This is a genomic window from Streptomyces sp. DSM 40750 (genome assembly GCF_024612035.1).
In the GTDB taxonomy this organism is placed as follows: domain Bacteria; phylum Actinomycetota; class Actinomycetes; order Streptomycetales; family Streptomycetaceae; genus Streptomyces.
In genome coordinates, this window is record NZ_CP102513.1 from 1,286,509 (window position 1) to 1,310,424 (window position 23,916).

Genomic DNA, 23,916 nt, shown 5'->3' on the forward strand with positions numbered 1-23,916 from the left:
TACTTCACCACCCTCGCGGAGGTCTGTGCTCCGGTGGGGTGCCGGGGCGGCCGGGTCACTGGCCGCGCTTCCGGCCCTCACCGCCTGCGGCCAGACCGTCGGAGCCGCCCGCACGACCCGGCAGGCATCCACGCGCCGCGGCCAGAAGGTCGAGCTCGTCTTCTGGACCTGGGTGCCGATGCAGAAGACCGTCGACCTGTGGAACCGCACGCACCCCGACATCCAGGTCGAGATGCAGACCATCCCCGCGAGCGTGCAGGGCGGCTACCAGAAGATGCACTCCTCGCTGACGGCCGGGAACCCTCCCGACGTGGCACAGGTCGAGTATCACGAGCTTCCCGGCTTCATGCTGGTCAACGGCCTGACGGACCTGAGCGAATACGGTGCCGACGAGCTGCGCGACAGCTATGTGCCGTGGCAGTGGCAGCAGGGCGTCTTCAACGGGCGGGTCTACACCGTCCCGCAGGCGTCCGGCCCGATGGGGCTCTTCCACCGCCGGGACCTCTTCGCGAAGTGGGGCATCGAAACGCCCACCACCTGGGCCGAGTTCGAGGACGCCGCCCGCGTGGTGAAGGCCCGCGGCAACGGGGCCAGGCTGTGCGCGTTCGCGCCCAACCAGCCCACCTGGTTCGCCGCGATGTGCTGGCAGCGCAGCGCACGGTGGGTGCGCACCGAGGACGACACCTGGGTCGTCGACATGGAAGACGATCTCTCCCGCGAGGTCGCGGACTACTGGGAGCGGATGGTCCGCGACGACCTCGTCTTCGTCGAACCCGACATGTCCAGCGCCTGGTACAAGCACGTCCAGACCGGAAAGATCGCCGCCTGGGTCGGACCGCAGTGGGGCGACGCCCTGCTGCGCGGCAACGCACCCGATACCGCGGGAAAGTGGCGGGTCGCCCTGCTGCCCCAGTGGGAGGCAGGACAGAAGGCCTCGGCCAACTGGGGCGGATCGTCCACCGCGATCCTCCAGGGCAGCCGCCACCCGCGTGAGGCGCTGCAGTTCGCGCACTGGATCAACACCGACCGCCGGGCCGTCGACCTGAACATCTCCGTCGGCTACGGCTGGCCCTCCGCAGCCGGCGTCTTCCGCGGATCGGCACTCGACAAGCCCGACCCGTTCTTCGGCGGACAGCGCTACAACGACGTGTTCACCGCGTCCGACCGGGCCATCGACACCTCCTGGAAGTGGTCCCCCACCACGGACGCCGACTTCGCCCAGCTCCAGGACGCCTTCGGTGCCGCCCTCGCCGGAGACGACAGCCTCGCCGGGGCGCTGGCCGACGGTCAGCAGAGCACCGTGGACAACCTGCTGGCCAAGGGCCTGAAGGCGAGGAGCGCGCGATGAGCACCACGAGCAACCGGACGACGACGTCCGCACCGGGCGGCCGGCGCTCCGCTCGCCCCGACCGGGCGGCATGGGGGTTCCTGCTCCCCTTCGTCGCCCTCTTCCTTTTCACCTTCGTCCTCCCGCTCGGCTACGCGGTCTACCAGAGCCTGCTCACACCCGTCCGCTCCGGCCCGCTGGGCCTGGGCCCGGCCACTCTCGGTTTCGCCGGGCTGGACAACTACACCCTCGCCCTGCGGCAGTCGGCCTTCCTGGAGAGCTTCGCGCGGGTGCTGCTCTTCGGCCTCGTACAGATCCCGGTGATGCTGCTGCTGTCCACCGGGCTGGCGCTGGCGCTCGACACGCTCTCCCACCGCTGGGCGGGCATCATGCGCGCCGCCTACTTCCTGCCGTACGGCGTCCCCGGCGTCATCGCCTCGATCCTGTGGGGCTTTCTGTACGTGCCCGGTGTGAGTCCGGTCGTCGAACTGCTCGGCAAGGCCGGTCTCGCGCCCGACTTCCTCGGCTACGACAACGTGCTGTGGTCCATCGCCAACATCGTGATCTGGGAGTTCGCCGGCTACAACATGCTGGTGATCGTCGCCCAGCTCAAGGCGATCCCCCAGGAGCTCTACGAGGCCGCCCGCATCGACGGGGCGAGCCCCTGGCAGACGGCGATCCGGATCAAGCTGCCACTCGCCCGGCCGGCCCTCGTGCTCACCGGCGTGTTCTCCATCATCGGCACGCTGCAGCTGTTCGCCGAACCGCTGGTCATCAAGCCGCTGACCTCGACGGTCACCAATTCGTACACACCGAACCTGAGCGCCTACAACGAGGCGTTCGCCAACAACAACATCTACCTGGCCGCGGCCGAGTCGGTGCTCCTCGCCCTGGTGGCGAGCGTGCTGTCCTTCGGCTTCCTCAGCCTGGTGAACCGCAAGGAAAGGGATGCACGGTGAGCGTGTCCACACCCCACGTCAAGAAGCCGGTATCCGCCTCCGCCCCCGCTCCACGGGCCGCCGGAGAACGCCGTGACGGCAGACCGCGCCGTGGGGTGAAGCCCTCGCGGGTCCTTCTGGTCGCGCTGCTGACCGTCGCGGCCCTGTACTTCCTGCTGCCCGTCTACTGGCTGGTGGTGGCCTCCACCAAGAGCAGCGCCGACCTCTTCGGCACCTTCGGGCTGTGGTTCTCCGACCCGCAGTGGCTGCACAACCTCTCGAACGTCTTCTCCTACGCCGACGGCATCTTCTGGAGCTGGACCTGGAACAGCGTCCTGTACGCAGGGGTGGGCGGTGCGCTGGCCACCCTGCTCGCGGGTGCCGCCGGATACGCCCTCGCCGTCTACCGCTTCCGCGGACGGGAGGCCGTCTTCAAGGTCGTACTCGCCGGTGTGCTGCTCCCCAGCACCACGCTCGCCCTGCCGATGTACCTGCTGTTCAGCAAGGCGGGACTGGCCAACACCCACTGGGCCGTGCTGATCCCCAGCATGGTCAGCCCGTTCGGGGTGTACCTGTGCCGGATCTACGCGGAGGCCGCGGTGCCGGCCGAGATGCTGGAGGCGGCCCGCGTCGACGGCGCCGGCGAGTGGCGGATCTTCGGCACCCTCGCGCTGCGCACCATGACACCCGCGCTGGTGACGGTCTTCCTCTTCCAGTTCGTCGGCATCTGGAACAACTACTTCCTGCCGCTGGTCATGCTCTCCGACGACCGCAAGTACCCCATCACCCTGGGTCTCACCACCTGGCAGACGGCGGCCCAGCGCACTCCCGAGCTCTACCAGCTCACGATCGGCGGCGCGTTCCTGTCGATCCTCCCCCTGGCCGCCGCGATGCTCTTCCTCCAGCGCTACTGGCGGTCCGGCCTGACCCAGGGCAGCGTCAAGGGCTGAAGCCCGGGAGCGGGGCGCCCTCTCCCGCGCTGGGGGGTCACCTGCCTTTCGGACCGGCCGCCTTGCGGAACTCCTCGTGGACGAGCTTGGGCCGCTCCTCCCCGAAGGTGAGCAGGCCCATCACGGAAATACCGTTGTAGTCCTGGTTGTATCCGGCCCGCTGCTTGTAGTCCTTGAGGACCCAGTAGGTGAAACCGGCGACGAACGCACCGCGCGCGACCACCTGTGTCCAGTGGGCGGTGAAGCGGGCCGCCTGCCACTCCTCCGTACCCTCCGTGGTGCTGGGGCCGTGGTTGCCGGCCAGCGACCAGGTGCCGTTCTCGGTGATCAGGATCGGCTTGTCGGGGTACTTCGCGTGCACCGCGTCCAGAGTGGGGCCAAGGTCGGCGTCCTGGCCGTAGAAGTAGCCGAAGTACTCGTTGAACCCGATCACGTCGGCGAGGTCGAAGGCGGGGTCATTGCTGGTGCTGGAGGCCCAGGTCACGGGGCGGGCGGTGAGGTCGACCGACTTCACCGCCGCCTTGAGGTCGGCGAGCCAGGCCCGGTAGACCGGAGCGCCGTCGGCGTCGATCTCCGACTCGTTCTGCAGGCCCCAGAGGATCACCGACGGGTGGTTGTGCTGGTTCCACGCCATCGTCAGGGCCAGGGCCCGGGCGAGGCCGTACCGCTCGGTCTGCAGTTTTTCCTGGGCGGTGTTGAGCCACATGGTGTCGATGTCGTCCATCACCAGCACGCCGTGCTCGTCCGCCCAGTCGTAGACGTACGGGTGCCGGTTGTAGACACAGTTACGGATGAAGTTGGCGCCCACCGCCGTGATGTGGCCCAGTTCCCGGTCGTACGCGGCCGGCGTCATCGCCCTGCCGTGCTCGGCCGTCTCCTCGTGCCAGTTGAGGCCCTTGAGAAACAGAGGCTGGTCGTCCAGCCGCAACTGCGCGTCGCCTACGGTCAGTTCACGCACGCCGTACACGGTGGACAGCGTGTCCACGCGCGGGCCTGAGGGCTTCCCGGCGGTCAGGGTGGCGCGGGCGGTGAGCGTGCGCGGCGAGGCCGGACTCCATCGTGGAGCGCGGGGTGCGTGGACCGAGACGCGTACGACACCGGCCGACCGGGCCGCGATACGGGCCTCGACCACGGTGGGACGGCCGCCGCTCCCCCGGCCGGGATCCAGGGCGAGAAAGCCGTCGAAGTCGGATGCGCCGTGGTTCTCGACGACCGCCCGTGCCTCGATTCGCCCGTCCGCGCCGGCCACGAGCAGTTTGGCGATGGTGACCTGCGGGACCGCCTCGATCCAGGCCGAGCGGGTCAGCCCCGCGTAGGGCCAGTGGTCGACGGGCTTGTACGGCACCTCGTGGTCGTCGGTGACCGGCTGCGGAGTCGAGTCCGCGTAGTCCGTGTAGCTCGCCCTGCGGAAGACCCGCACCGCGATCGTCTGACGCGTTCCCGGCCGGAGCGCCCCCGCCACCGGAAGCGCGAAGGGAGAGTTGGCCCCCTCGTGCTTGCCGAGATACGTGCCGTCGAGCCAGACCTCGGCGCTGTAGCCGGCGGCCAGGAAGGCCATGCGTACGTGCCGGGCCCGCCAGGATCCGGGAACGTCGACGGCGGTGCGGTACCAGGCGTAGCCGTCGGCGAACGCCGTGCCCCTGCCGAAGGGGGCGGTCTCCGAGCCGAATCCGGGAGTGTCCAGCAGGTCCCAGGCCGACGGCACGTCGATGAGGCCCCACGCCCTGTCGTCGAAGCGCGGGGACTGCCAGCCTTCGCCGAGCCCCTGGTTGCCTGGGTCGAAGCGGAAGCGCCACCGCCGGTCCAGGGACAGGTACTCGCGGGTCGGCTCACGGGTGCGCCAGCCGTCGAAGGCGGGGAGCACCGCGCCGTACTGGAAGACGACGTTGGTGCCCTCGACATCACGCACGTGGGTGCCGGAAGGCTCGGTGGCCGGGTGCGTGTCGAGCACCGGGCCGTCCGCGGCGGCCGTCGCCGTACCGTCCGCCGCCCGCGCCGTCTCCGGCCAGGCCGGCAGGGCGACGAAGCCGGCCGCGCCGAGTGCCGTGACGACGGTACGCCGGGACGGGTGGGTGGGTTCGCTCACAGCGGTGGGCTCCTTGAGTCTCGCGGGTGTTCGTTCGCCCCAAGAGCCTGGAGACCCCTACCAACCCTGTCAAGGATTATTCATAAATAATGAATTGTGGGCTAGCGTGATCTCATGACCGCACAGCAGCAAGCAACGACGGGCGAGACCACGAGCCGACTCGCCATCACCCTGTGGGACTTCAGCTGGTACACCCAGGCGGGACCCGGCGAGCCCTTCGCCGACCTCGACCGTGCCTTCGCCGAGGCGGTGGAGCGGGGGTTCAACACCGTGCGCGTCTGCGCCATGCCCTTCCTGCTGTTCTCCGGACGCGTCCCCGACCCGGAGTCAGTCCAGGTCCGTGGCCTCGGCGAGCAGTTCGGACAGCGCACCCGCTGGTACAACGTGCGCGGCGGCTACCCGCTGGACGGCCGCCGACGGCTCGTCGAGCTGTTCGAGGCGGCGGCCCGGCACGACTGCAGGGTGATCGTGTCCTCGTGGGAGTACCAGCAGTCCCCCAGCTTCGCCGACACGGACGTCTGGCACCGCGCCCTGGCCGAGGTTCCCGGCCCGGACCGCGCCGAGGCGGTGGCCGAAGGACTCGCCGGGTTGCTGGACTTCCTCACCGAGCGTGGATTGGCCGACCGCGTCGCCTACGTCGAAGTGCACAACGAGGTCGACAACTGCTCCCTCGTGCCGGGCGACGGCACGACGACGCACTACGCCCGGCTGCGCGGACCCCTCGAACGCGCCGCGAAGCTGTTGCGGAGCCGCCACCCCGACATCCCCGTGACCTACTCGCTGGGCGAGCCGTGGCCCAGCGAACTCGACGACCTGGCGGACGGGGCGCAGATCGCGCACTTCCACTTCTACGTCTACGGCGTCCTCGGCGCGCTCTACGAGGCGGTGGGACTCGGGCACGGCACCGAACCGGCGCCCGAGACAGCCGGGTGGCCCACCCCCGAACTGGCCCGCATGCTGCGCACCGACGCACCCGCCTTCGCCGACTACCAGCCGGACGAGCCCTGGCGGCTGGCGGCCACGGGAATCCCGCGCGAACTGTTCTACGCGCACGACTGGGTTGACCCCGACCGCTGGGACCTGTGGCTCTACGAGAACTATCCGGCGCACCGCGAGGCCATGCGGGAGACGCTGGCCCAGTGGGTCGACTCCGTCGCCGGCTTCGCCCGCCGCCGAGGCATCCCGGCCGTCCTCGGTGAAGGCGTGGTGGGATACACCCCTCTCCTGACGCGCTTCGAAGAGGACGCCGTCGGCAAGGACCTCGCGGAGTTCGTCGTCGACCGCTGCCTCGCGGCGGGTTTCCATGGCGTCGTCCTGACATCGAACGCGGCCCCGCACCACCCCATGTGGCACACCGACCAGGACTGGATGCGACGGGTGAACGCCCGCGTCACCGCGGTCTGAACCCGCTCCTGCGACAGCCCGGAGCAGAGGCGGCGAGCCGTCGGCACCATCGGCGCGTAAGACGGGACACCGGCCGGCAGGGGCAGGTGCGCCACGACGTACTGATGCAGGATTGTCGTCCCGGCCCATGAACACAGTCTGACTGCGCCGGGACGCATCCATGAGCACCCACGCTCGTGACCTTCGCGGCCGCAAGGTCGATACTTCCACCAGATGCGACGCCGACATTGAGCGAGTCCAGGTCGTTCCACCAGGAGGTACCCATGAAGATGCTGATCAACGTCGCGGAGACCGTAGTCGCGGATGCGTTGCGAGGTATGGCGGCCGCGCATCCCGAGTTGACGGTGGACGTGGAGAACCGGGTGGTGGTGCGGCGGGACGCGCCGGTGGCCGGGAAGGTGGGGCTGGTGTCCGGGGGTGGCTCGGGGCACGAGCCGTTGCACGGTGGGTTCGTGGGGCCCGGGATGCTGTCGGCGGCCTGTCCCGGTGAGGTGTTCACGTCGCCCGTGCCGGACCAGATGGTGCGGGCGGCGGCGGCCGTCGACAGCGGGGCCGGGGTCTTGTTCATCGTGAAGAACTACACCGGCGACGTGCTGAACTTCGACATGGCGGCCGAACTCGCCGAGGACGAGGGCATCCAGATCGCCAAGGTGCTCGTCAACGACGACGTGGCCGTGACCGACAGTCTCTACACCGCCGGGCGGCGTGGCACGGGGGCGACCCTGTTCGTGGAGAAGATCGCGGGGGCAGCCGCCGAGGAGGGGCAGCCGTTGGAGCGGGTCGAGGCGTTGGCCCGGCAGGTCAATGAGAACTCCCGCAGCTTCGGCGTGGCCCTCAGCGCCTGCACCACACCGGCCAAGGGGAGCCCGACCTTCGATCTCCCCGCCGGAGAGCTGGAGTTGGGAGTGGGCATCCACGGTGAGCCGGGGCGTGAGCGGCGCGCGATGATGACCTCTCGCGAGATCGCCGACTTCTCGGTGCACGCCCTCCTGGAGGACATGCACCCGCGCAACCCGGTGCTGCTGCTCGTCAACGGCATGGGCGCGACACCGCTGCTGGAGCTGTACGGCTTCAACGCGGAGGTGCAGCGCGTTCTCACCGAGCGCGGGGTCGCCGTGGCCCGCACCCTCGTCGGCAACTACGTCACCTCGCTCGACATGGCCGGCGCCTCGGTGACGCTCTGCCAGGTCGACGAGGAGCTACTGCGACTGTACGACGCGCCGGTGAAGACTCCGGGACTGCGCTGGGGTGTGTGAGGGCACCCTCGTCCCGACGCCCCGCAGCCAGTCAATTCTCGTACCACGCAAGGAGATTACGTGCTCGACGCCGACTTCTTCCGTCGTTGGATGACGGCCACCGCGGCCTCGGTGGCGCGTGAGGCCGAGCGGCTCACGGCGCTCGACTCGCCGATCGGGGACGCCGACCACGGCAGCAATCTGCACCGCGGGTTCACCGCCGTGGCGGCCGTGCTGGAGAAGGAGGCGCCGGACACGCCCGGCGCCGTCCTCGTGCTCGCCGGACGGCAGCTGATCTCGACCGTCGGCGGCGCGTCCGGTCCGCTGTACGGCACCCTGTTGCGCCGTACCGGCAAGGCGCTCGGCGATACGGCCGAGGTGAGCGAGGAACAGCTCACGGACGCACTGCGCGCCGGGGTCGACGCGGTGATGACGCTGGGAGGGGCCGCGCCGGGCGACAAGACCATGATCGACTCACTGGTCCCGGCCGTGGACGCGCTCGCCGAGTCGTTCACCGCCGCACGGACCGCCGCCGAGGAAGGCGCCCTGGCGACCACGCCGTTGCAGGCCCGCAAGGGCCGGGCCAGCTACCTCGGCGAGCGGAGCATCGGGCACCAGGACCCCGGTGCCACGTCCGCAGCGCTGCTGATCGCGGCCCTCGCCACCGCCGCCGAGGCCCCGGAGGCCGCCGATGTCTGACGAGAAGCTGGTCGGCATCGTGCTGGTGTCGCACAGCGCCGCCGTCGCCGCCTCGGTCGCGGAGCTGGCGAAGGGACTGGCGGGTGCGGGCGCCGCCGTTCCCGTCGCCCCGGCGGGCGGCACCGAGGACGGCGGCCTGGGCACCAGTGCCGAGCTGATCTCGGCGGCGGCCGCCTCCGTCGACCGGGGCGCCGGGGTCGCGGTCCTCACCGATCTCGGCAGCGCGGTCCTCACCGTGAAGGCCCTCCTCGCCGAGGGCGACGAACTCCCCGCGGACACCCGCCTGGTCGACGCCCCGTTCGTCGAGGGTGCCGTCGCCGCGGTCGTCACGGCCTCGACGGGCGCGGACCTCACGGCGGTGGCGGCCGCGGCTTCGGACGCGTACGCGTATCGGAAGGAGTGACCCCGACGGGCAAGTGACCCTTGTGTGCCGGGGCCTGCCACCCCATCAGGCGGCAGGCCCCGAAAGCGCGTTCGGCTCGCGCCCCCGCACGCATCGCTAGCCCTTCACCAGCTTCCGTGCCAGCTTCTCCCCTTGCTCCACCGCTGCCTCGTGGTCCTCGATCGGGCTCACCCGGGAGTCCTCGAAGACGATGTAGGTGACGCCGGAGGCGGTGCCGCCGCTGCCTGGGTCGGGGCGGATACCGAGGGCCTCGGCCGTGGCGTACGAGGCCTCGCCGATGACGTTCTGAGGGCTGGTGTCGCCGACGACGGCGTACTGGACCTGGTCCTCGTAGACGACTGCGGCGACCGAACCGCCCTTGATGCCGTGGACCTCGTAGTCCCAGGTGCCGCTCGGGGCGGGGACGACGATGAACGGCAGGCTCTCGGAGCGGAGATACCGGCCGTCGGACTGCTGGAACGCAGTCGTGGGCTGGAACCACGGGTCGGTGTCGGAGTTGCAGCGCGGGCTCGGCCGGCCGTCGCAGTCGATGTCCATGTCCGCCTTCCAGAACACAGCGCCGTCGAGACCGCAGACGGGGATGTCGGCGGGAGTGTCGGCGTCGCTGCGGTAGAGCCCCTCCGACACCCGGACGCAGTCGCGCACCTTCGCCAGCAGGTCGGCGGCGGTCACGCTGCCCTCACGCTGTATCAACGGCTGCGGCTGGGCCAGGGCGGGCAGGGTGGCGGGGGCCAGCAGGGCGGCGGCGGCGACGGCGGCCGACGTCAAGGAGCGGACACGCACGATGAGGAACCCTTTCCCTGGGGGATGCTGACGGACACTCACCCCAAGTTGGTGCGGTTCGGAGAGGTCGGCCACCGGGAGGGGGCCGGACGGATCACGGCGCCCGCCTCGCGGGTGCGCGGCCGAGGGCCCGGGCCGAACTCGCCCCGGCCGCTCGGCCGCTCTCGTCGGCGCGGGATCGGCGACGACAGCGGCCCGCGCCGTACAGCGTGAACTGACCTGCGGGGCAAGAGAGTTCACGCCGTATCAGAGCACCAGCATACGTAGCCGGACACCGTGGCGTGAACTGCGTCGGGGCCACCACCGGCATCGGGGCGGGCACCCGAACGGCGCTCATGCGCTCCGGACGCCCCCTTGATGTGACCGCGTCACGCATGTCATACATGGGGATAGGTGCAGACCAATCCCGCCGTGGTTCGACGTCGAGGGGGCAGGATCGTGCGACGCGTTCCCATCCCGGCACTCGTCCTGGTGCCGTTGCTCTGCGGCTCACTGCTCCTCACGGCCGCCTGCGGAATGGACGAGAGCCCCGGTCGCCGTCCGCCCCCGGCCCCGGCCGGCGTCACCGCCGCCGCGGGCAGCGCCACCAGCGTGCACGTCATGTGGAATCGGGCGTCCGGTGAGCCGGAGATCGCCGGGTACGAGGTGTACCGGGGCCGGACGAAGGTGAAGGACGTGCCGGGCGGCGAGCACATGGTGGACATCACCCGGCTCGAACCGTCCACCACGTATGTGTTCACGGTCCGGGCCCGCGGCGCCGCCGGGGACCTCGGGCCGCCCAGCGCGGAGGTCCGGGCCACGACACCCGCCGCCGCGCGGGCCGACCGACGGGCCCCGACCCGGCCGGGGCGCCTGGACGGAAAGGTGGTCGGGAGCAAGGCGGTGGAGCTGTCCTGGGGGCCGTCGACGGACGACCGGGACGTGGTGTCGTACGACATCCTGCGGGGCGACTCGAAGATCCACAGTGTGGGCGGGGCACAGACGGCGGCCGTGGTCACGGGGTTGCGGCCCGGCACCCGGTACTCCTTCACCGTGCGGGCGCGGGACGCGGCGGACAACGTCTCGCCCATGAGCCGGGCGGTACGGCTCACCACCGCGCCGGGGACGGACGACGGGCGGGGCACCGCGCCCACCGGGTTCCGCGCCGGCACGCGCCGGGCCGACGGGGCGTACTCCATCGAGCTGTCCTGGATTCCACCGCGTACCGACGGCGTGATCACGGAGTACGAGATCCAGCTCGACGGCCGGTCGGCGACCACCCTCGTCTGGGGCGGGACCCCGCCCCGGGGCCGAGCCACGTACAGCTTCTACGCGGGCCGGGAGGCCGGGGTGTCGTACCGGGTGCGGATCCGGGCGAAGCTGCCGGACGGGAGCTGGGGCGGGTTCTCGGCGGAGCGGACGGTGACCACCGCCGGGTGAGCGGGGTCCCTCGTACGGCGGAATCCGTCACCTGCCCGGGGGCGGTCCGCATGCGGGCGGGCCGCGGGGCACGTTGGCTCACCCTCAGGCAGCACGGGTCTCCCGATCCTCGGCGGCGCAAGGGATGTCGCCAACCGTGCCGCTGGAGGGCAGACCCCATGCGTACGTCTCAGCTACTCCTCCGCTCCGGCCTGACCGTGGCCGCCGCCGCGCTGCCGATCGCTCTGACCGCGCCGGCCGCCGCCGTCACCACGGGGATCTCGGTGAGCACCACGGGATCCTCGGTCACGGTCACCACCAACGATTGCCCCACCAGCGCCAACGGCACGTTCGGCAACGCCTCGCTGCTCTCCAGCGGGCAGGCGAACTTCTCCCAGGGGCGTCAGGCACCGCTCACCGGCACGAGCACCACCCAGTCCGCGGCCTGGGCGAACGTGCTCCCCGGCACGTACACCGTGATCGTGGTCTGCAGGGACGGGACCACGGCGGGCACCCAGTCCATCATCGTCACCGCCGCCACCCCCACCATCTCCACGACCTCCTCGCCCTCCTCGCCCTCCCTGGGCGTCATGGGCGGCGTCGGCGGTGCCACCCGGGAGTACGGCACCGCCACCCTCGTGGGCGGCGGGGCGCTGGTGGCCGTCGGCACGGTGGCCGCGGTCTGGTACCTGCGCCGGCGCGCCAAGCCGCACCGGCTGTGAGCCACGCGTGGGCGGCCGCCCCGTGACGCGGACGGCCGCCTACTCGCTCCCCGAGCGCTCCGCACGGCCACCGGTGTCCCCCGGCAGCCGCTCGAACTCCTCCAGGGCGTTGGTCAGCCACTGGGTCCAGGAGGTCTCCAGGTCGATCCCCGCCCGCAGGATCAGATGCTGGAGCCGGTCCTGAGTCGCGTCCCGGCCGGGTCCGAAGTCCCGCTTCTCGATCTCCTCGTACTCGGCCAACTGCCGCTGGTGAAGGGCCAGATGGCGTCGCAGGTCGTCCTCCAGGCCGGCGGTGCCGACGACCGCCGCGGCGCGCAGCCGTACGAACAGGGCGTCACGCCACGGCTTGGGGTCCTGGGGCGAGGAGGTCCAGCGGGCCAGTTCGTCACGGCCGGCCGGCAGGACCTCGTAGCTCTTCTTCTGGCCCCGTGTCGGGGCCTCGCTCGGCAGGGCCCTGATGTGGCCCTGCGCCTCCAGTTTTCCCAGCTCGCGATAGATCTGCTGGTGCGTCGCCGACCAGAAGTAGCCGATCGACCGGTCGAACCGCCGGGTCAGCTCCAGGCCCGAGGAGGGCTTTTCGAGCAGGGCGGTGAGGATCGCGTGCGGGAGTGACATGGGCTCATCCTAGGAAGGCCCACGGCTCCCGAAGCCCGCACCGGCCCCCCGCTCGGCCTCCTACAGCGCCGCCGCCAGCTCGGTCCCCTGCTTGATCGCCCGCTTGGCGTCCAGTTCGGCGGCCACGTCGGCGCCGCCGATGAGGTGCGCGGAGCGCCCGGCGGCGACCAGGGCGTCGTACAGGTCGCGGCGTGGTTCCTGCCCGGTGCAGAGCACGACCGTGTCGACCTCCAGGACCTGGCGGACGCCGTCGACGGTGACGTGCAGCCCGGCGTCGTCGATCAGGTCGTACTGGACGCCGGGGACCATGGTGACCCCGCGGTGCTTCAGCTCGGCGCGGTGGATCCAGCCGGTGGTCTTGCCGAGCCCGGCGCCGACCTTGGAGGCCTTGCGCTGGAGGAGGTGGACCGAGCGCGGCGGGGCGGGGCGCTCCGGGGCGGCGAGGCCGCCGGGGGCGCGGTAGTCCATGTCGACGCCCCACTGCCGGAAGTACGCCGCCGGGTCCTCGCTCGCCTTCTCCCCGCCGTCGGTCAGGTACTCGGCGACATCGAAGCCGATTCCGCCGGCACCGAGGATCGCGACGCGGTCGCCGACGGGGGCGCCGTCGCGCAGGACGTCCAGGTAGCCCAGGACCTTGGGGTGGTCGGCGCCGGGGAGGTCGGGGGTGCGCGGGGTGACGCCGGTGGCGACGACGACCTCGTCGTACGCCGTGAGGTCGTCGGCCGCGACGCGTGTGTCCAGTCGTACGTCGACGCCGTGCGCGTCGAGCTGGGTGCGGAAGTAACGCAGGGTCTCGTCGAACTCCTGCTTGCCGGGGACCTTGCGCGCCACGTTGAGCTGGCCGCCGATCTCGCTCGCGGCGTCGAACAGCGTGACCTCGTGGCCGCGTTCGGCCGCGCTGACCGCGCAGGCGAGGCCCGCCGGGCCGGCGCCGACGACCGCGACGCGTCTGCGCAGCCGGGTCGGGAACAGCACCAGCTCCGTCTCGTGGCAGGCGCGCGGGTTGACCAGGCAGGAGGTGATCTGGCCGCTGAAGGTGTGGTCGAGGCAGGCCTGGTTGCAGCCGATGCAGGTGTTGATGGCGTCGGAGCGTCCGTCGCGGGCCTTGTTGACGAACTCCGGGTCGGCGAGCATCGGTCGGGCCATGGACACCATGTCGGCGTGGCCGTCTGCCAGCAACTCCTCTGCCAGCTCAGGGGTGTTGATGCGGTTCGTCATCACGAGCGGCACCGAGACCGCGCCCATGAGCTTCTTGGTCACCCAGGTGTACGCGCCGCGCGGCACGGAGGTCGCGATGGTCGGGATGCGGGCCTCGTGCCAGCCGATGCCGGTGTTGATGATGGTCGCCCCCGCCGCCTCGACGGCCTTCGCCAGCGTCACCACCTCGTCGAAGCTGGACCCGCCCGGCACGAGGTCGAGCATCGACAGCCGGTAGACGACGATGAAGTCCTCGCCGACCGCCTCCCGCACCCGGCGCACGATCTCGACGGGGAACCGCGTCCGGTTCTCGTAGGAGCCGCCCCAGCGGTCGTCGCGGTGGTTGGTCCCGGCGGCGATGAACTCGTTGATCAGATAGCCCTCGGAGCCCATGATCTCGACGCCGTCGTACCCCGCCTGCCGGGCGAGCCGCGCCGCGTTCGCGTAGTCGTCGATGGTCTGCTCGACCTCGGCGTCGGTGAGCGCGCGCGGGACGTACGGGCTGATCGGGGCCTGGAGGGCGCTCGGCGCGACCAGGTCGCGGTGGTAGGCGTACCGCCCGAAGTGCAGGATCTGCATCGCGATCCGGCCGTCCTCGCGGTGCACGGCCTCGGTGATCCGCCGGTGCTGTTCGGCCTCGGCGTCGGTGGTGAGCTTGGCGCCGCCCTCGTACGGGCGTCCGGCCTCGTTGGGGGCGATGCCGCCGGTGACGATGAGGCCCACTCCTCCCCGCGCCCGGGCCGCGTAGAACTCCGCCATGCGCTCGAAGCCGCGCTCGGCCTCCTCCAGGCCGACGTGCATGGAGCCCATGAGCACGCGGTTGGCAAGCGTGGTGAAGCCCAGGTCGAGCGGGCTCAGCAGGTGCGGGTAACGGCTCATGGGGCCCTCCGTGCGTGGTGTCGTCCCCACCGTTGTAGACGACGTCACCCAGCTTATGCAACTAGTTGCACAATGGTTGAGGGCAAGGCCACATCCGGGGCGACGTGGAACCTTGGGTGAACCCCTCAGCGCCTGGGCCCGCGCCTCAGGGCCTGGTGCCGATCACCACATGGGCGTACCTCTCCTCCGAGACGGCCGGGTGTGCGGCCAGGCCGGAGCGGCGGAAGGTGTCGAGGGCGAGCGGGGCCTGGCGTTCGCTCGTCTCGACGAGCAGGCAGCCGCCCGGGGCGAGCCATTCGGGGGCCTCGGCGGCGACCCTGCGCAGGACGTCGAGGCCGTCCGTGCCGCCGTCGAGGGCGACGAGGGGTTCGTGGTCGCGGGCCTCGCTCGGCAGGAGCGGGACCTCGCCGGTGGGGACGTACGGCACGTTCGCCGCGAGGATGTCGACGCGGCCCCGCAGGCGGGCGGGCAGCGCCGCGAAGAGGTCGCCCTCGTGGGCGTGGCCGCCGTGCGGCGCGATGTTGCGGCGGGCGCAGCGGACCGCCGCCGGGTCGATGTCGGCGGCGTGCAGTTCGGCCCCGTCGAGCGACGCGGCCAGGGCGGCGCCCACCGCGCCGGAGCCGCAGCAGAGGTCGACGACGACGGAGGCACCGGGGACGGTGGCGAGGGCCTGCTCGACGAGGAACTCGGTGCGGCGGCGGGGGACGAACACACCGGGTTCCACGGTGATGCGCAGGCCCGCGAACTCGGCCCAGCCGAGGACGAGTTCGAGGGGCAGACCCGCGACGCGCCGGTCGACCATGGCGGTGACCTCGTCCGGGGTCCGTGCGGTGGTGAGGATCAACTCCGCCTCGTCCTCGGCGAAGACGCAACCGGCGGCGCGAAGTGCCGTGACGACAGAGGTGGTGGAAAGAAGTGGCATGAGAGCCGAGAGCCTTTCGGGGGGCCGAAGGGCGCTCCCGCGGTGGTCTATCGGCGATACACCGCGACGCGTTGAGATGAGAGCACCCGACCTGACACAGCGGTAATGGGTCTCACCTCCTCGGTCCACGTGGCGACTGGCCCGGTCACCCTACCGCATGGTCATGCCATGCCCACGGGTATGCGGGCCCCCGCGAACCGGGTGGTGCGGCGCAGCCGGAAGCCCAGCGACTCGTACAGCCGGATGGCCCCCGTGTTGGCCGCGGCGGCCTGGAGGAAGGGGATCTCGCCGCGCTCGCGGATGCCGTGGGCGACGGCGTGGATCAGCCGGGTGGCGAGGCCCTCGCCGCGCAACGCCGGGTCAGTGCAGACCGCGCTGATCTCGGTCCAGCCGGGTGGGTGCAACCGCTCGCCGGCCATCGCGACGAGGACGCCGCCCCGGCGAATGCCGAGGTAGGTGCCGAGTTCGATCGTGCGCGGCAGGAAGGGGCCCGGTCGCGTGCGTTCGACCAGGTCGAGCGCCTCGGGCACATCAGCCGGGCCGAGCCGTACGGCCTCCTCGTCCGGCGCGGCGGCGACACCGTCGTCGACGAGCAGGACGCCCTCCAGGTCGAAGGTGATCTCCCAGTCGGCGGGGAAGCGCCCGTCGTAGGCCGCGACCGCGAACTCCGCGCCGGGGCCCGCCATCGCCGCCAGGTCCGTCCAGTCGACGGCGTCGGGCTCGTCGGGCAGGGCGAGCCACGGCGACACCTCGACGGGATAGCGCAGTACCCGGCCGCGCTTCTCCGCGAAGTGGGCGTGCGGCCCGGTGAGGGAGGCGAGCGTGGGGTTGTCGAGGACGTGCGGCGCGGTGCCCGCGCCCTCGATGTCACTCACGTACTCGGCCATGCTCCCGCTCTCCTCCGCTGCCGTCGGGTCACCGGCGTATCCGACCGGCTTCGACTTGGATGCCAGGAAGATCGTAGGGCGCGCTGTTCCCGAGGTGCCGGGAATTTCACATGGCCGCAATGACCGCCCGACCGCCCCGGGCGCGGAGCCTGCTTCACAGCCACGTACGGTTGTACGACTCAGCAATCACCACCGTCACGTGGGACCCCCATGAACGTCACCCGAGGTTTCACCGGACGCCCCCGCGTCCCCGATCCGGGGCTGCCGCCCGGCCAGTACGACGCCGGCGACGACTGGCCCGTCCTGTCGGCCGAGGTCACCCCCGACCTCGCGCCCGCCGACTGGACGTTCCGGGTCGACGGTCTGGTGGCCGAGCCTCGCTCCTGGGACTGGGACGAGGCGCACGCGCTGCCCGCGTCGGGGTACGAGGGCGACATCCACTGTGTGACGAGCTGGTCGAAGTTCGGGGTGCGGTTCGGCGGTGTGTCGCTGGACGCGTTCCTGGACGTGGTCCGGCCCGACGCGTCCGCCACCCACGCGGTCGCGTACTCGCACAGCGGCTACACCACGAACCTCCCGCTCGCCGACCTCACCGGCGGGCGCGCCTGGATCGCCTGGGAGTACGACGGCAGGCCGCTGCCCGCCGAGCACGGCGGGCCGGCGCGGCTGCTGGTGCCGCATCTGTACTTCTGGAAGAGCGCCAAGTGGGTCGCGGGCCTGCGGCTCCTCGACCACGACGAGCCCGGCTTCTGGGAGCAGAACGGCTATCACGCGCGGGGCAACCCGTGGGAGGAGCAGCGGTACTCCGGTGACTGAGACAGCGACGACTGCGGGTTTCACGCCGCCCACGAGGTTCGCCGTGCCCGGGCGGATCGCCGTGAGCACCGGGACGGCGGCGGTCTGGCAGACGGCGACGCTGACGGAGATCCGACGGGAGACGCCGGCCGTGGCCACGTTCCGGTTCGCGGTGCCCGGGTGGGCGGGGCATCTGCCCGGGCAGCATCTGATGCTGCGGCTGACCGCAGGGGACGGCTACACGGCGCGGCGTCACTACTCGCTGGCGTCCCCGCCCGACGACGCCGGGCACATCGAGCTGACCTTGGACCACGTCGAGGGCGGTGAGGTCTCCGGGTGGTTCCACACCGAGGCCCGGCCCGGTGACGAGGTGGAGGTGCGGGGCCCGCTCAGCGGCTTCTTCGCCTGGCCCGGGGACCGGCCGGCGCTGCTGATCGGGGCCGGTTCCGGTGTCGTGCCGCTGATGTCGATGATCCGCCACCACCGGGCGCGCGGGCTCGGCGTACCCCTGCGGCTGCTGGTGTCCGCGCGCGGGCCGGAGGAGCTGATCTACGCGGCGGAGTACGGCGCGGAGACCACCGCCGTGTTCACGCGCCGGGCGCCCGAGGGGGTGCCGGTGGGCCGGCTGTCCGCGGCGCATGTGGCGCCGCTGCTGGCCGAGCGGCCGCCGGGTGGGTGGGAGGCCTATGTGTGCGGCTCCAACGCGTTCGCCGAGCACGCCTCACGGCTGCTGGTCGAGGCCGGGCAGCCGGTGGACCGTATCCGCATCGAGCGGTTCGGCTGACGCTTCCGGCCCGGACATCGCGCCCTGCTGGTTCACACTTCCATGATTTCTGGCGCAAACCATGCCATCGCGGCCTCTTTCGGGTACACCGGAAGTGCGGACCAGTCCTAACCGGGGTTCTCGTACAGGAGGACCACGCCGGTGAGGGAGGGCGAGATGCGAGGCCAGATGTTCGGATGGCGTTGGCGCCCCAATCCGCTGCGCCGACGCTCGGACGTCGTCGAGGCGTGGACGGTGCTGCTCGTCGTGTTCCTCCTCGTCCTCGGCGCCCCGGCGGCCGGGATCGTGGTGGGCCGGTGGGCCCACGGGGACGCGCGGGCGCATGCCGCGGCCGAGCGGGCCGCACTCGACCAGGTCAGTGCCGTGGTCGTCGAGAACGCCCCGGACTCGGTGCCCACGGCCTACGGTGACAAACAGTCCATGCACTGGGTACAGGCCCGCTGGACCGAGCCCGGCGGCGGCTCCCGGACCGGCGAGGCACGGGTTGCGGCGGGCACCGGACGCGGTGACCGCGCCGATGTCTGGCTGGACTCGGCGGGCCGCAGTGTCCAGGCGCCGCCGACCGACACCGCCGTCTGGCAGCACGCGCTGGCCATGGGGACCTGCGCCACGGGTGGCGTCGTCGGCGTCGTGCTGCTCGGGCATCTCGTCGTCCGCCGGGTCGCCATCAGGCATCGGCTGGCCGAATGGGAACGGGAGTGGGCGCGTACGGGACCCGACTGGGGGCACCGCTGGGCGTGACCACAAAACAAGAACACTGCTCAGCTAATGGTTGCGCACCGCATCTCGGCCACCCCCGAAACATCCACAAAATCCATCGCCTCAACTCAGTTGATACTGCAATAGCCTTGCTGACATACTCCGCTTCCTCCCCCACAGTTTCCGCACAGTGACTCGACTCCCGCGATTGTCGAATTCCCTGCGACGATCAGCGCGACCGGAGAGAGTCGACTGCGAGACATAAGGCAGCGAAGAGGGTGCATTGTGTCCAACTACACGGCACGGTACGACAGTTCCGTCCCGTTTCCTCCCCCACCCAACCAGGGAGGTGATCCGTTTTCCCCTTCTCCCGCATCCGGCACAGGGCACGCGCAGACAAGCCGACAGCCCATCCACGCACACCCTGAATTTCGTTCAATAAGCGCCGCATATCGCAGATTCGGGATATTGGCGACCTCGTTGTCCGTGGGTGGATTCCTGGCGTACGTCCTGTTGTCGAGTTTCGTACCAGGAGTAATGAACCAGCGGCTGATCGGACATCTGACGCTGGGACTGACCCTCGGCCTGGCCCAGTTCGCCGTCATGGGTGTGACCGCGTACCTGTACGTACGGCACATGCGGAAGAACTTCGACCCGGTCGCCCGTCGGCTCCGTACCCACCTGGAGGACCGTGAGGCCGAGCAGCGTCGCGTTCCGGCCGGACGGCGGTTCCGCGCATGGTGACCTTCTCCGCGAGTGTGGCCGACGCCTTCAGCCTGCGGCTGACGTTCGTGCTGTTCCTGTCCGTCGTCGTGATCACCCTGTTCACCGCGTTACTGACGGCCCCGCAGCGCGACGAGATCAGCGAGTTCTACCTCGGCAACCGTGACATGTCACCGCTGCGCAACGGCCTCGCGATGTGCGGCGACTACCTCTCCGCCGCGACGCTGCTCGGCAGCACCGGCCTCGTCGCCCTGACCGGGTACGACGGTCTGCTCTACCTCTGCGGCACGGTCGTCGCCTGGATGATGGTGCTGCTGCTCATCGCCGAACCCCTGCGCAACTCGGGCAAGTTCACGCTCGGCGACACCCTGGCCCGGCGGCTCCCGCTGCAGCAGCGGCCCGTCCGGCTGGCGCTGGCCATCTGCACACTCACCGTGTGCACCCTGTATCTGGTGGCCCAACTGGTCGGCAGCATCGCCCTGATGACGCAGTTCGTCGGCGAACCCGGCCCGACCACACGGACGATGACCGTGATCATCATCGGCTCCATCGTCACGATCTACGCGGCGATCGGCGGTATGCCGGGCGCCACGTTCATCCAGGTGGTCAAGGCCGTGATGCTCGTCGCCGGTGTCACGATCGTCGCCGTGATGGTGTTGAACCGCTTCGACTGGGACATCGACGGGCTCCTGGCGTCCGCGACCGCCGGCAGCGGCCTGGGCACCGAATACCTCCAACCAGGTCTGCGTTACGGGGCCGGCCCCATCAGCAAGCTCGACTTCCTCAGTCTGCAGCTGGCCATCGTGCTCGGCCTGGCCGCGCTCCCCCATGTGATGATGCGGCTGCTCGCGCCCCGCAAGACCCGGGTGCTGCGCAGCTCGGTCGTGTGGGCCGTGGGCCTGGTCGGGTTCGTGTGCCTGATGGCCGGTGTGCTGGGCCTCGGCGCCACCGCCCTCGTGGGCCGGGAGACCATCTCGGACATCGACCACAAGGGCGACGCGGCCGTGCTGCTGCTCGCCAACGAGCTGGGCGGCGAGATCCTGACGGCGATCGTCTCGGCCCTGGCCTTCGTCACCCTGCTCGCCGTCGCCGCCGGCCTCATGCTCGCCGCGGCCTCGTCCGTCGCCCACGACCTCTACGGCGAGGTGATCCGCAAGGGCCGGGCCAAGGAGACGCAGGAGCTGGGCGTCGCCCGGATCGCCGCGGTGCTCCTGGGCGTCCTCAGCATGATGTTCGCCCTGCTGGCCTGGGGCACCAACACGGCCACCCTGGCGTTCCTGGCCTTCGCCATCGCCGCGTCCGCCATTCTGCCGACCATCGTCTACAGCCTGTTCTGGCGCGGGTTCACCGCCCGCGGCGCCCTGCTCAGCCTGTACGGCGGTCTGGCCACGTCGGTCCTGCTCGTGCTGTTCTCGCCGGTCGTCTCGTCCACCCCCGACTCGGTGTACCCCAACGCCGACTTCGCGTGGTTCCCGCTGCAGAACCCGGGCATCGTCTCGATCCCGGCGGGCTTCCTCCTGGGCTGGCTCGGCTCCCGTCTCGGTCCCCGGCAGGAGGAGACCGTGTACGAGGACTTCGAGGTCCGGGCCCTGATCGGGGCCGACCAGAGGTGATCCGTGGGGTGTCGCGGGCCCGGAAAAGACTCTTGGCGGGCCCGCGGCGCCCCACGTACGGTGTGATCATCCGCACCTCAGAACTCAAAAGGTGGTCCTCCATGGCCCTGTTCGACCTGCCCTTGGACGAGCTCCGTGGTTATCGAAGCGCTTCAACGGAGCCCGAGGACTTCGACGCCTTCTGGGCGAAGACGCTGCGGGAAGCCCGCGAGCACGACCTCGACGCCCGTTTCGAGCCGGTCGAGACCCACCTGAGGACCGTCGAGGTGTACGACGTCACGTACTCCGGGTTCGGCGGGCACCCGGTCAAGGGCTGGTTCGTCCTCCCGGCCGGGACCACCGAACCGCTGCCCACCGTCGTGGAGTTCATCGGCTACGGCGGGGGCCGCGGCCTGACCCACACCCACCTCCTGTGGGCCTCGGCGGGCTACGCGCACTTCGTCATGGACACCCGGGGCCAGGGCAGCGCCTGGGGCGGAGGCGGCGACACCCCCGACCCGGTGGGCGGCGCACCGGCCTTCCCCGGCTTCATGACCCGGGGCATCGACGCCCCCGAGAACTACTACTACCGCCGGGTCTACACGGACGCCGTACGCGCGGTCGAGGCCGCCCGCTCCCACCCGCTGACCGACGCCGCACGCACGGCCGCCGTCGGCTCCAGCCAGGGCGGCGGCATCTCCATCGCGGTCGGCGGGCTCGTCCCCGACCTGGTGGCGGTCGCGCCCGACGTGCCGTTCCTGTGCGACTTCCCTCGCTCCACGACCATCACCGATCGCGATCCGTACCGCGAGATCGGCAAGTACCTCAAGACCCACCGGGGCCGCACCGAGCAGGTCGGGCGCACCCTCGCCTACTTCGACGGCGTGCACTTCGCCGCGCGCGGCCGGGCCGCCGCCCTGTTCTCGGCGGCCCTGGAGGACCAGACCTGCCCGCCGTCCACGGTCTTCGCGGCCTTCAACGCCTGGGCCGAGGCCAACAAGCGCATCGAGGTCTACGACTTCAACGACCACGAGGGCGGCGGCCCCTTCCAGGAGGCGGTCAAGCTGCGCTGGCTGGCCTCGCAGCTCTGAGGGAGCCGGACAGCATGGACACCGCCGAGGCCGCGCGGCGTTTTGTGGAGGTGTGGCAGGGGGCGTGGGCCGCCCATGACGTCGACGCGATCCTGGAGGTGTACGCCGAGGACTGCGTGCACCGCTCGATGCCGTTCCGGGAGCCGCACCGGGGCCGGGACGAGCTCGCCGCGTACCTGCGCTGGTCGTTCGCCGACGAGCGGGTGACCGACGTGTGCTTCTCGGAGCCCGTGATCGGCCAGGAGGGTCTGGCCGTCGCCGAGTTCCGGGTGCTGTCCGAGGAGAACGAGGAGCCCCGGACACTCGCGGGCTGCGTCTTCGTACGGTTCGACGCGGCCGGCCTGGCCGTGGAGACCCGGGACTACTGGCACACGGTCGTGGGCCACACGGAGCCCGCCCGGCCGATGTTCCTCCTCTGAGGCCCGCTTTCCGGATCAGGCCCTGGGCCCGGCGGAGGTGACCGGCCGGTTTCCGCCGTACGGGTTCCCCCCTGTCCGACCGGTCGGTATGTTCAGGTGCACCCGGGCGGTCGCGCCCGGGTGACCTGCGGTGGACGACGGAGGGGCACATGTCTGAGGTGCGGGGTCACTGTGAGGCGCGGTTCGCGGCCGTGCGGACTGCTTTCGAGGAGAACTTCGGCGAGCGTGACGAGCTGGGGGCGGCGGTCACGGTGACGCTGCACGGGGAGACCGTGGTGGACCTGTGGGGCGGCTGGGCCGACGGGGCGCGGACCCGCCCCTGGGAGCGGGACACCGTGGTCAACGTGTGGTCGACGTCCAAGGGCCCGACCGCGCTGTGCGCGCACATCCTCGTCGACCGGGGGCTGCTCGACCTGGACGCCCCGGTGGCCGCGTACTGGCCGGAGTTCGCGGCGGCGGGCAAGGAGGGAGTCCTCGTACGGCATCTGCTGTCGCACCGGTCGGGCCTTGCCGGGGCTCGCGAGCCGCACTCGCTCGCACAATTGTGCGACTGGGAATTGACGGTGAAGCGGCTCGCGGCGCAGGAGCCCTGGTGGGAGCCGGGCACGCAGTCCGGATACCACGCGATGACGTTCGGTTTCCTCGTCGGTGAGGTGGTCCGGCGGGTGTCGGGGCTGCTGCCGGGCGCGTTCCTGGCGCGGGAGGTCACCGGGCCGCTCGGCATCGACTTCACGATCGGGCTGCCGGACGAGGCGGCGTCGAGGGCGGCCGAGCTGGTGCATCCGCCGGCCGCGACGACCAGTGAACAGGCCGCGGTCTTCGCCCAGTTGACGCCCACCGCGCTGGCCGCCCTCGCCAACCCGGTGGTCGGCGCCGCCGAGGCCAACAGCCCCGAGTGGCGGGCCGCCGAGGTCCCGGCCGCCAACGGCCACGGCACCGCCCGCGCGGTCGCCGCGCTGTACGGGATCCTCGCGCGGCGGGGCACCTGGGACGGGCAGCGGGTGCTGTCGCCCGAGGCGGCCGAGCGGGTCCGCGAGGGCCAGGGCGGCTGCCGTGACCTGGTGCTCGGCGCCGGGTTCGGCCGTGACACGGAGATCGGGCTCGGGCTGTGGCTGAGCGGCCCGCACGGCTCGTACGGGCCGAACCCGAGGGCCTTCGGCCACGACGGCTACGGCGGCTCCTGCGGCCTCGCCGACCCGGAGGCGGGCGTCTCCCTCGGCTACGTCATGAACCGCATGGGCCCGCACATCGCCGACGACCCGCGCAAGATGGCACTCGTCGACGCGCTGTACAGCACACTCTGACGCGCCGGGGCAGTTCGGGGAACGGCTGGAGCGGCCTGCGCCGCCACTGGTCCGGAACCCGGTG

Annotated in this window: 23 protein-coding genes; 17 read left to right on the forward strand and 6 right to left on the reverse strand. The window is 71.2% G+C overall.

What is annotated here, in order from left to right:
* Positions 1-25 precede the first annotated feature (25 nt).
* From JIX55_RS05985 to JIX55_RS05995, 3 genes are read left to right on the forward strand one after another with little or no spacing between them, the layout of a single operon-like run.
* A complete protein-coding gene (locus JIX55_RS05985) occupies positions 26-1,348 on the forward strand; it encodes an ABC transporter substrate-binding protein (protein WP_306819986.1) in 1,323 nt (440 codons plus the stop codon).
* A complete protein-coding gene (locus JIX55_RS05990) occupies positions 1,345-2,286 on the forward strand; it encodes a carbohydrate ABC transporter permease (RefSeq protein WP_257562181.1) in 942 nt (313 codons plus the stop codon). The genes JIX55_RS05985 and JIX55_RS05990 overlap by 4 nt, the downstream gene beginning before the upstream one ends.
* The gene (locus JIX55_RS05995) at positions 2,283-3,215 is read left to right on the forward strand and encodes a carbohydrate ABC transporter permease (RefSeq protein ID WP_443046381.1); all 933 of its coding nucleotides are present in this window, start codon (positions 2,283-2,285) and stop codon (positions 3,213-3,215) included. The genes JIX55_RS05990 and JIX55_RS05995 overlap by 4 nt, the downstream gene beginning before the upstream one ends.
* Before the next feature lie 37 nt (positions 3,216-3,252).
* Here the strand turns inward: JIX55_RS05995 and JIX55_RS06000 are convergent, their stop codons facing one another.
* Complete coding sequence (locus JIX55_RS06000; RefSeq protein WP_257562182.1) at positions 3,253-5,301, reverse strand: glycoside hydrolase family 2 protein; 2,049 nt, start codon at positions 5,299-5,301, stop codon at positions 3,253-3,255.
* Between the two features lie 114 nt (positions 5,302-5,415).
* Here JIX55_RS06000 and JIX55_RS06005 point away from each other — a divergent pair, with 114 nt between their 5' ends.
* The 4 genes from JIX55_RS06005 to JIX55_RS06020 all read left to right on the forward strand — a co-directional run bounded on the left by JIX55_RS06005 (position 5,416) and on the right by JIX55_RS06020 (position 9,042).
* Positions 5,416-6,705: a cellulase-like family protein gene (locus tag JIX55_RS06005; protein WP_257562183.1), complete on the forward strand. Its 1,290-nt coding sequence runs from the start codon at positions 5,416-5,418 to the stop codon at positions 6,703-6,705.
* A 263-nt stretch (positions 6,706-6,968) separates the two neighbouring features.
* Complete coding sequence (gene dhaK / locus JIX55_RS06010; RefSeq protein WP_257562184.1) at positions 6,969-7,961, forward strand: dihydroxyacetone kinase subunit DhaK; 993 nt, start codon at positions 6,969-6,971, stop codon at positions 7,959-7,961.
* 60 nt (positions 7,962-8,021) lie between these two features.
* Positions 8,022-8,639, forward strand: coding sequence for a dihydroxyacetone kinase subunit DhaL (dhaL, locus tag JIX55_RS06015; RefSeq protein WP_257562185.1), 618 nt, complete (start codon positions 8,022-8,024; stop codon positions 8,637-8,639).
* The gene (locus tag JIX55_RS06020; protein WP_257562186.1) at positions 8,632-9,042 is read left to right on the forward strand and encodes a PTS-dependent dihydroxyacetone kinase phosphotransferase subunit DhaM; all 411 of its coding nucleotides are present in this window, start codon (positions 8,632-8,634) and stop codon (positions 9,040-9,042) included. Before dhaL ends, JIX55_RS06020 begins: the two co-directional genes overlap by 8 nt.
* A gap of 96 nt (positions 9,043-9,138) precedes the next feature.
* On the opposite strand, the gene JIX55_RS06025 is transcribed toward JIX55_RS06020, so the two are convergent.
* A complete protein-coding gene (locus tag JIX55_RS06025; protein WP_257562187.1) occupies positions 9,139-9,825 on the reverse strand; it encodes a glycoside hydrolase family 75 protein in 687 nt (228 codons plus the stop codon).
* A 438-nt stretch (positions 9,826-10,263) separates the two neighbouring features.
* Between JIX55_RS06025 and JIX55_RS06030 the strand changes: the two genes are divergently transcribed.
* Entirely contained in the window at positions 10,264-11,244 is a 981-nt protein-coding gene (locus JIX55_RS06030; protein WP_443046382.1) for a fibronectin type III domain-containing protein, read from the forward strand.
* 158 nt (positions 11,245-11,402) lie between these two features.
* Positions 11,403-11,945 (forward strand): hypothetical protein, encoded by a 543-nt coding sequence (locus tag JIX55_RS06035; RefSeq protein ID WP_257562188.1) that lies wholly within the window; start codon positions 11,403-11,405, stop codon positions 11,943-11,945.
* 39 nt (positions 11,946-11,984) lie between these two features.
* Here the strand turns inward: JIX55_RS06035 and JIX55_RS06040 are convergent, their stop codons facing one another.
* The 4 genes from JIX55_RS06040 to JIX55_RS06055 form a co-directional block, all read right to left on the reverse strand.
* Entirely contained in the window at positions 11,985-12,560 is a 576-nt protein-coding gene (locus JIX55_RS06040; protein WP_257562189.1) for a PadR family transcriptional regulator, read from the reverse strand.
* A 60-nt stretch (positions 12,561-12,620) separates the two neighbouring features.
* On the reverse strand, positions 12,621-14,636 hold the full coding sequence (locus JIX55_RS06045) for an NADPH-dependent 2,4-dienoyl-CoA reductase (protein WP_257562190.1): 2,016 nt from the start codon (positions 14,634-14,636) through the stop codon (positions 12,621-12,623).
* A 145-nt stretch (positions 14,637-14,781) separates the two neighbouring features.
* A complete protein-coding gene (locus JIX55_RS06050) occupies positions 14,782-15,558 on the reverse strand; it encodes a putative protein N(5)-glutamine methyltransferase (protein WP_257562191.1) in 777 nt (258 codons plus the stop codon).
* Between the two features lie 161 nt (positions 15,559-15,719).
* Positions 15,720-16,445, reverse strand: coding sequence for a GNAT family N-acetyltransferase (locus tag JIX55_RS06055; protein WP_257562192.1), 726 nt, complete (start codon positions 16,443-16,445; stop codon positions 15,720-15,722).
* Positions 16,446-16,655: 210 nt separating this feature from the next.
* On the opposite strand from JIX55_RS06055, the gene JIX55_RS06060 reads away from it, so the two are divergent.
* The 8 genes from JIX55_RS06060 to JIX55_RS06095 all read left to right on the forward strand — a co-directional run bounded on the left by JIX55_RS06060 (position 16,656) and on the right by JIX55_RS06095 (position 23,852).
* Positions 16,656-17,261 carry a sulfite oxidase-like oxidoreductase gene (locus tag JIX55_RS06060; RefSeq protein ID WP_257562193.1) on the forward strand — a complete coding sequence of 202 codons (606 nt, stop codon included), beginning with the start codon at positions 16,656-16,658 and terminating at the stop codon, positions 17,259-17,261.
* A complete protein-coding gene (locus JIX55_RS06065; RefSeq protein ID WP_257562194.1) occupies positions 17,254-18,024 on the forward strand; it encodes a ferredoxin reductase in 771 nt (256 codons plus the stop codon). The genes JIX55_RS06060 and JIX55_RS06065 overlap by 8 nt, the downstream gene beginning before the upstream one ends.
* Positions 18,025-18,180: 156 nt before the next feature.
* Positions 18,181-18,765: an Rv1733c family protein gene (locus tag JIX55_RS06070; RefSeq protein WP_257562195.1), complete on the forward strand. Its 585-nt coding sequence runs from the start codon at positions 18,181-18,183 to the stop codon at positions 18,763-18,765.
* 243 nt (positions 18,766-19,008) lie between these two features.
* Complete coding sequence (locus JIX55_RS06075; RefSeq protein ID WP_257562196.1) at positions 19,009-19,467, forward strand: DUF485 domain-containing protein; 459 nt, start codon at positions 19,009-19,011, stop codon at positions 19,465-19,467.
* Entirely contained in the window at positions 19,461-21,059 is a 1,599-nt protein-coding gene (locus tag JIX55_RS06080) for a solute symporter family protein (protein WP_257562197.1), read from the forward strand. Before JIX55_RS06075 ends, JIX55_RS06080 begins: the two co-directional genes overlap by 7 nt.
* A 101-nt stretch (positions 21,060-21,160) precedes the next feature.
* Complete coding sequence (locus JIX55_RS06085) at positions 21,161-22,129, forward strand: acetylxylan esterase (RefSeq protein WP_257562198.1); 969 nt, start codon at positions 21,161-21,163, stop codon at positions 22,127-22,129.
* 14 nt (positions 22,130-22,143) lie between these two features.
* The gene (locus JIX55_RS06090; RefSeq protein ID WP_257562199.1) at positions 22,144-22,548 is read left to right on the forward strand and encodes a nuclear transport factor 2 family protein; all 405 of its coding nucleotides are present in this window, start codon (positions 22,144-22,146) and stop codon (positions 22,546-22,548) included.
* A 149-nt stretch (positions 22,549-22,697) separates the two neighbouring features.
* Positions 22,698-23,852 (forward strand): serine hydrolase domain-containing protein, encoded by a 1,155-nt coding sequence (locus JIX55_RS06095; protein WP_257562200.1) that lies wholly within the window; start codon positions 22,698-22,700, stop codon positions 23,850-23,852.
* The last annotated feature ends 64 nt before the right edge of the window (positions 23,853-23,916 follow it).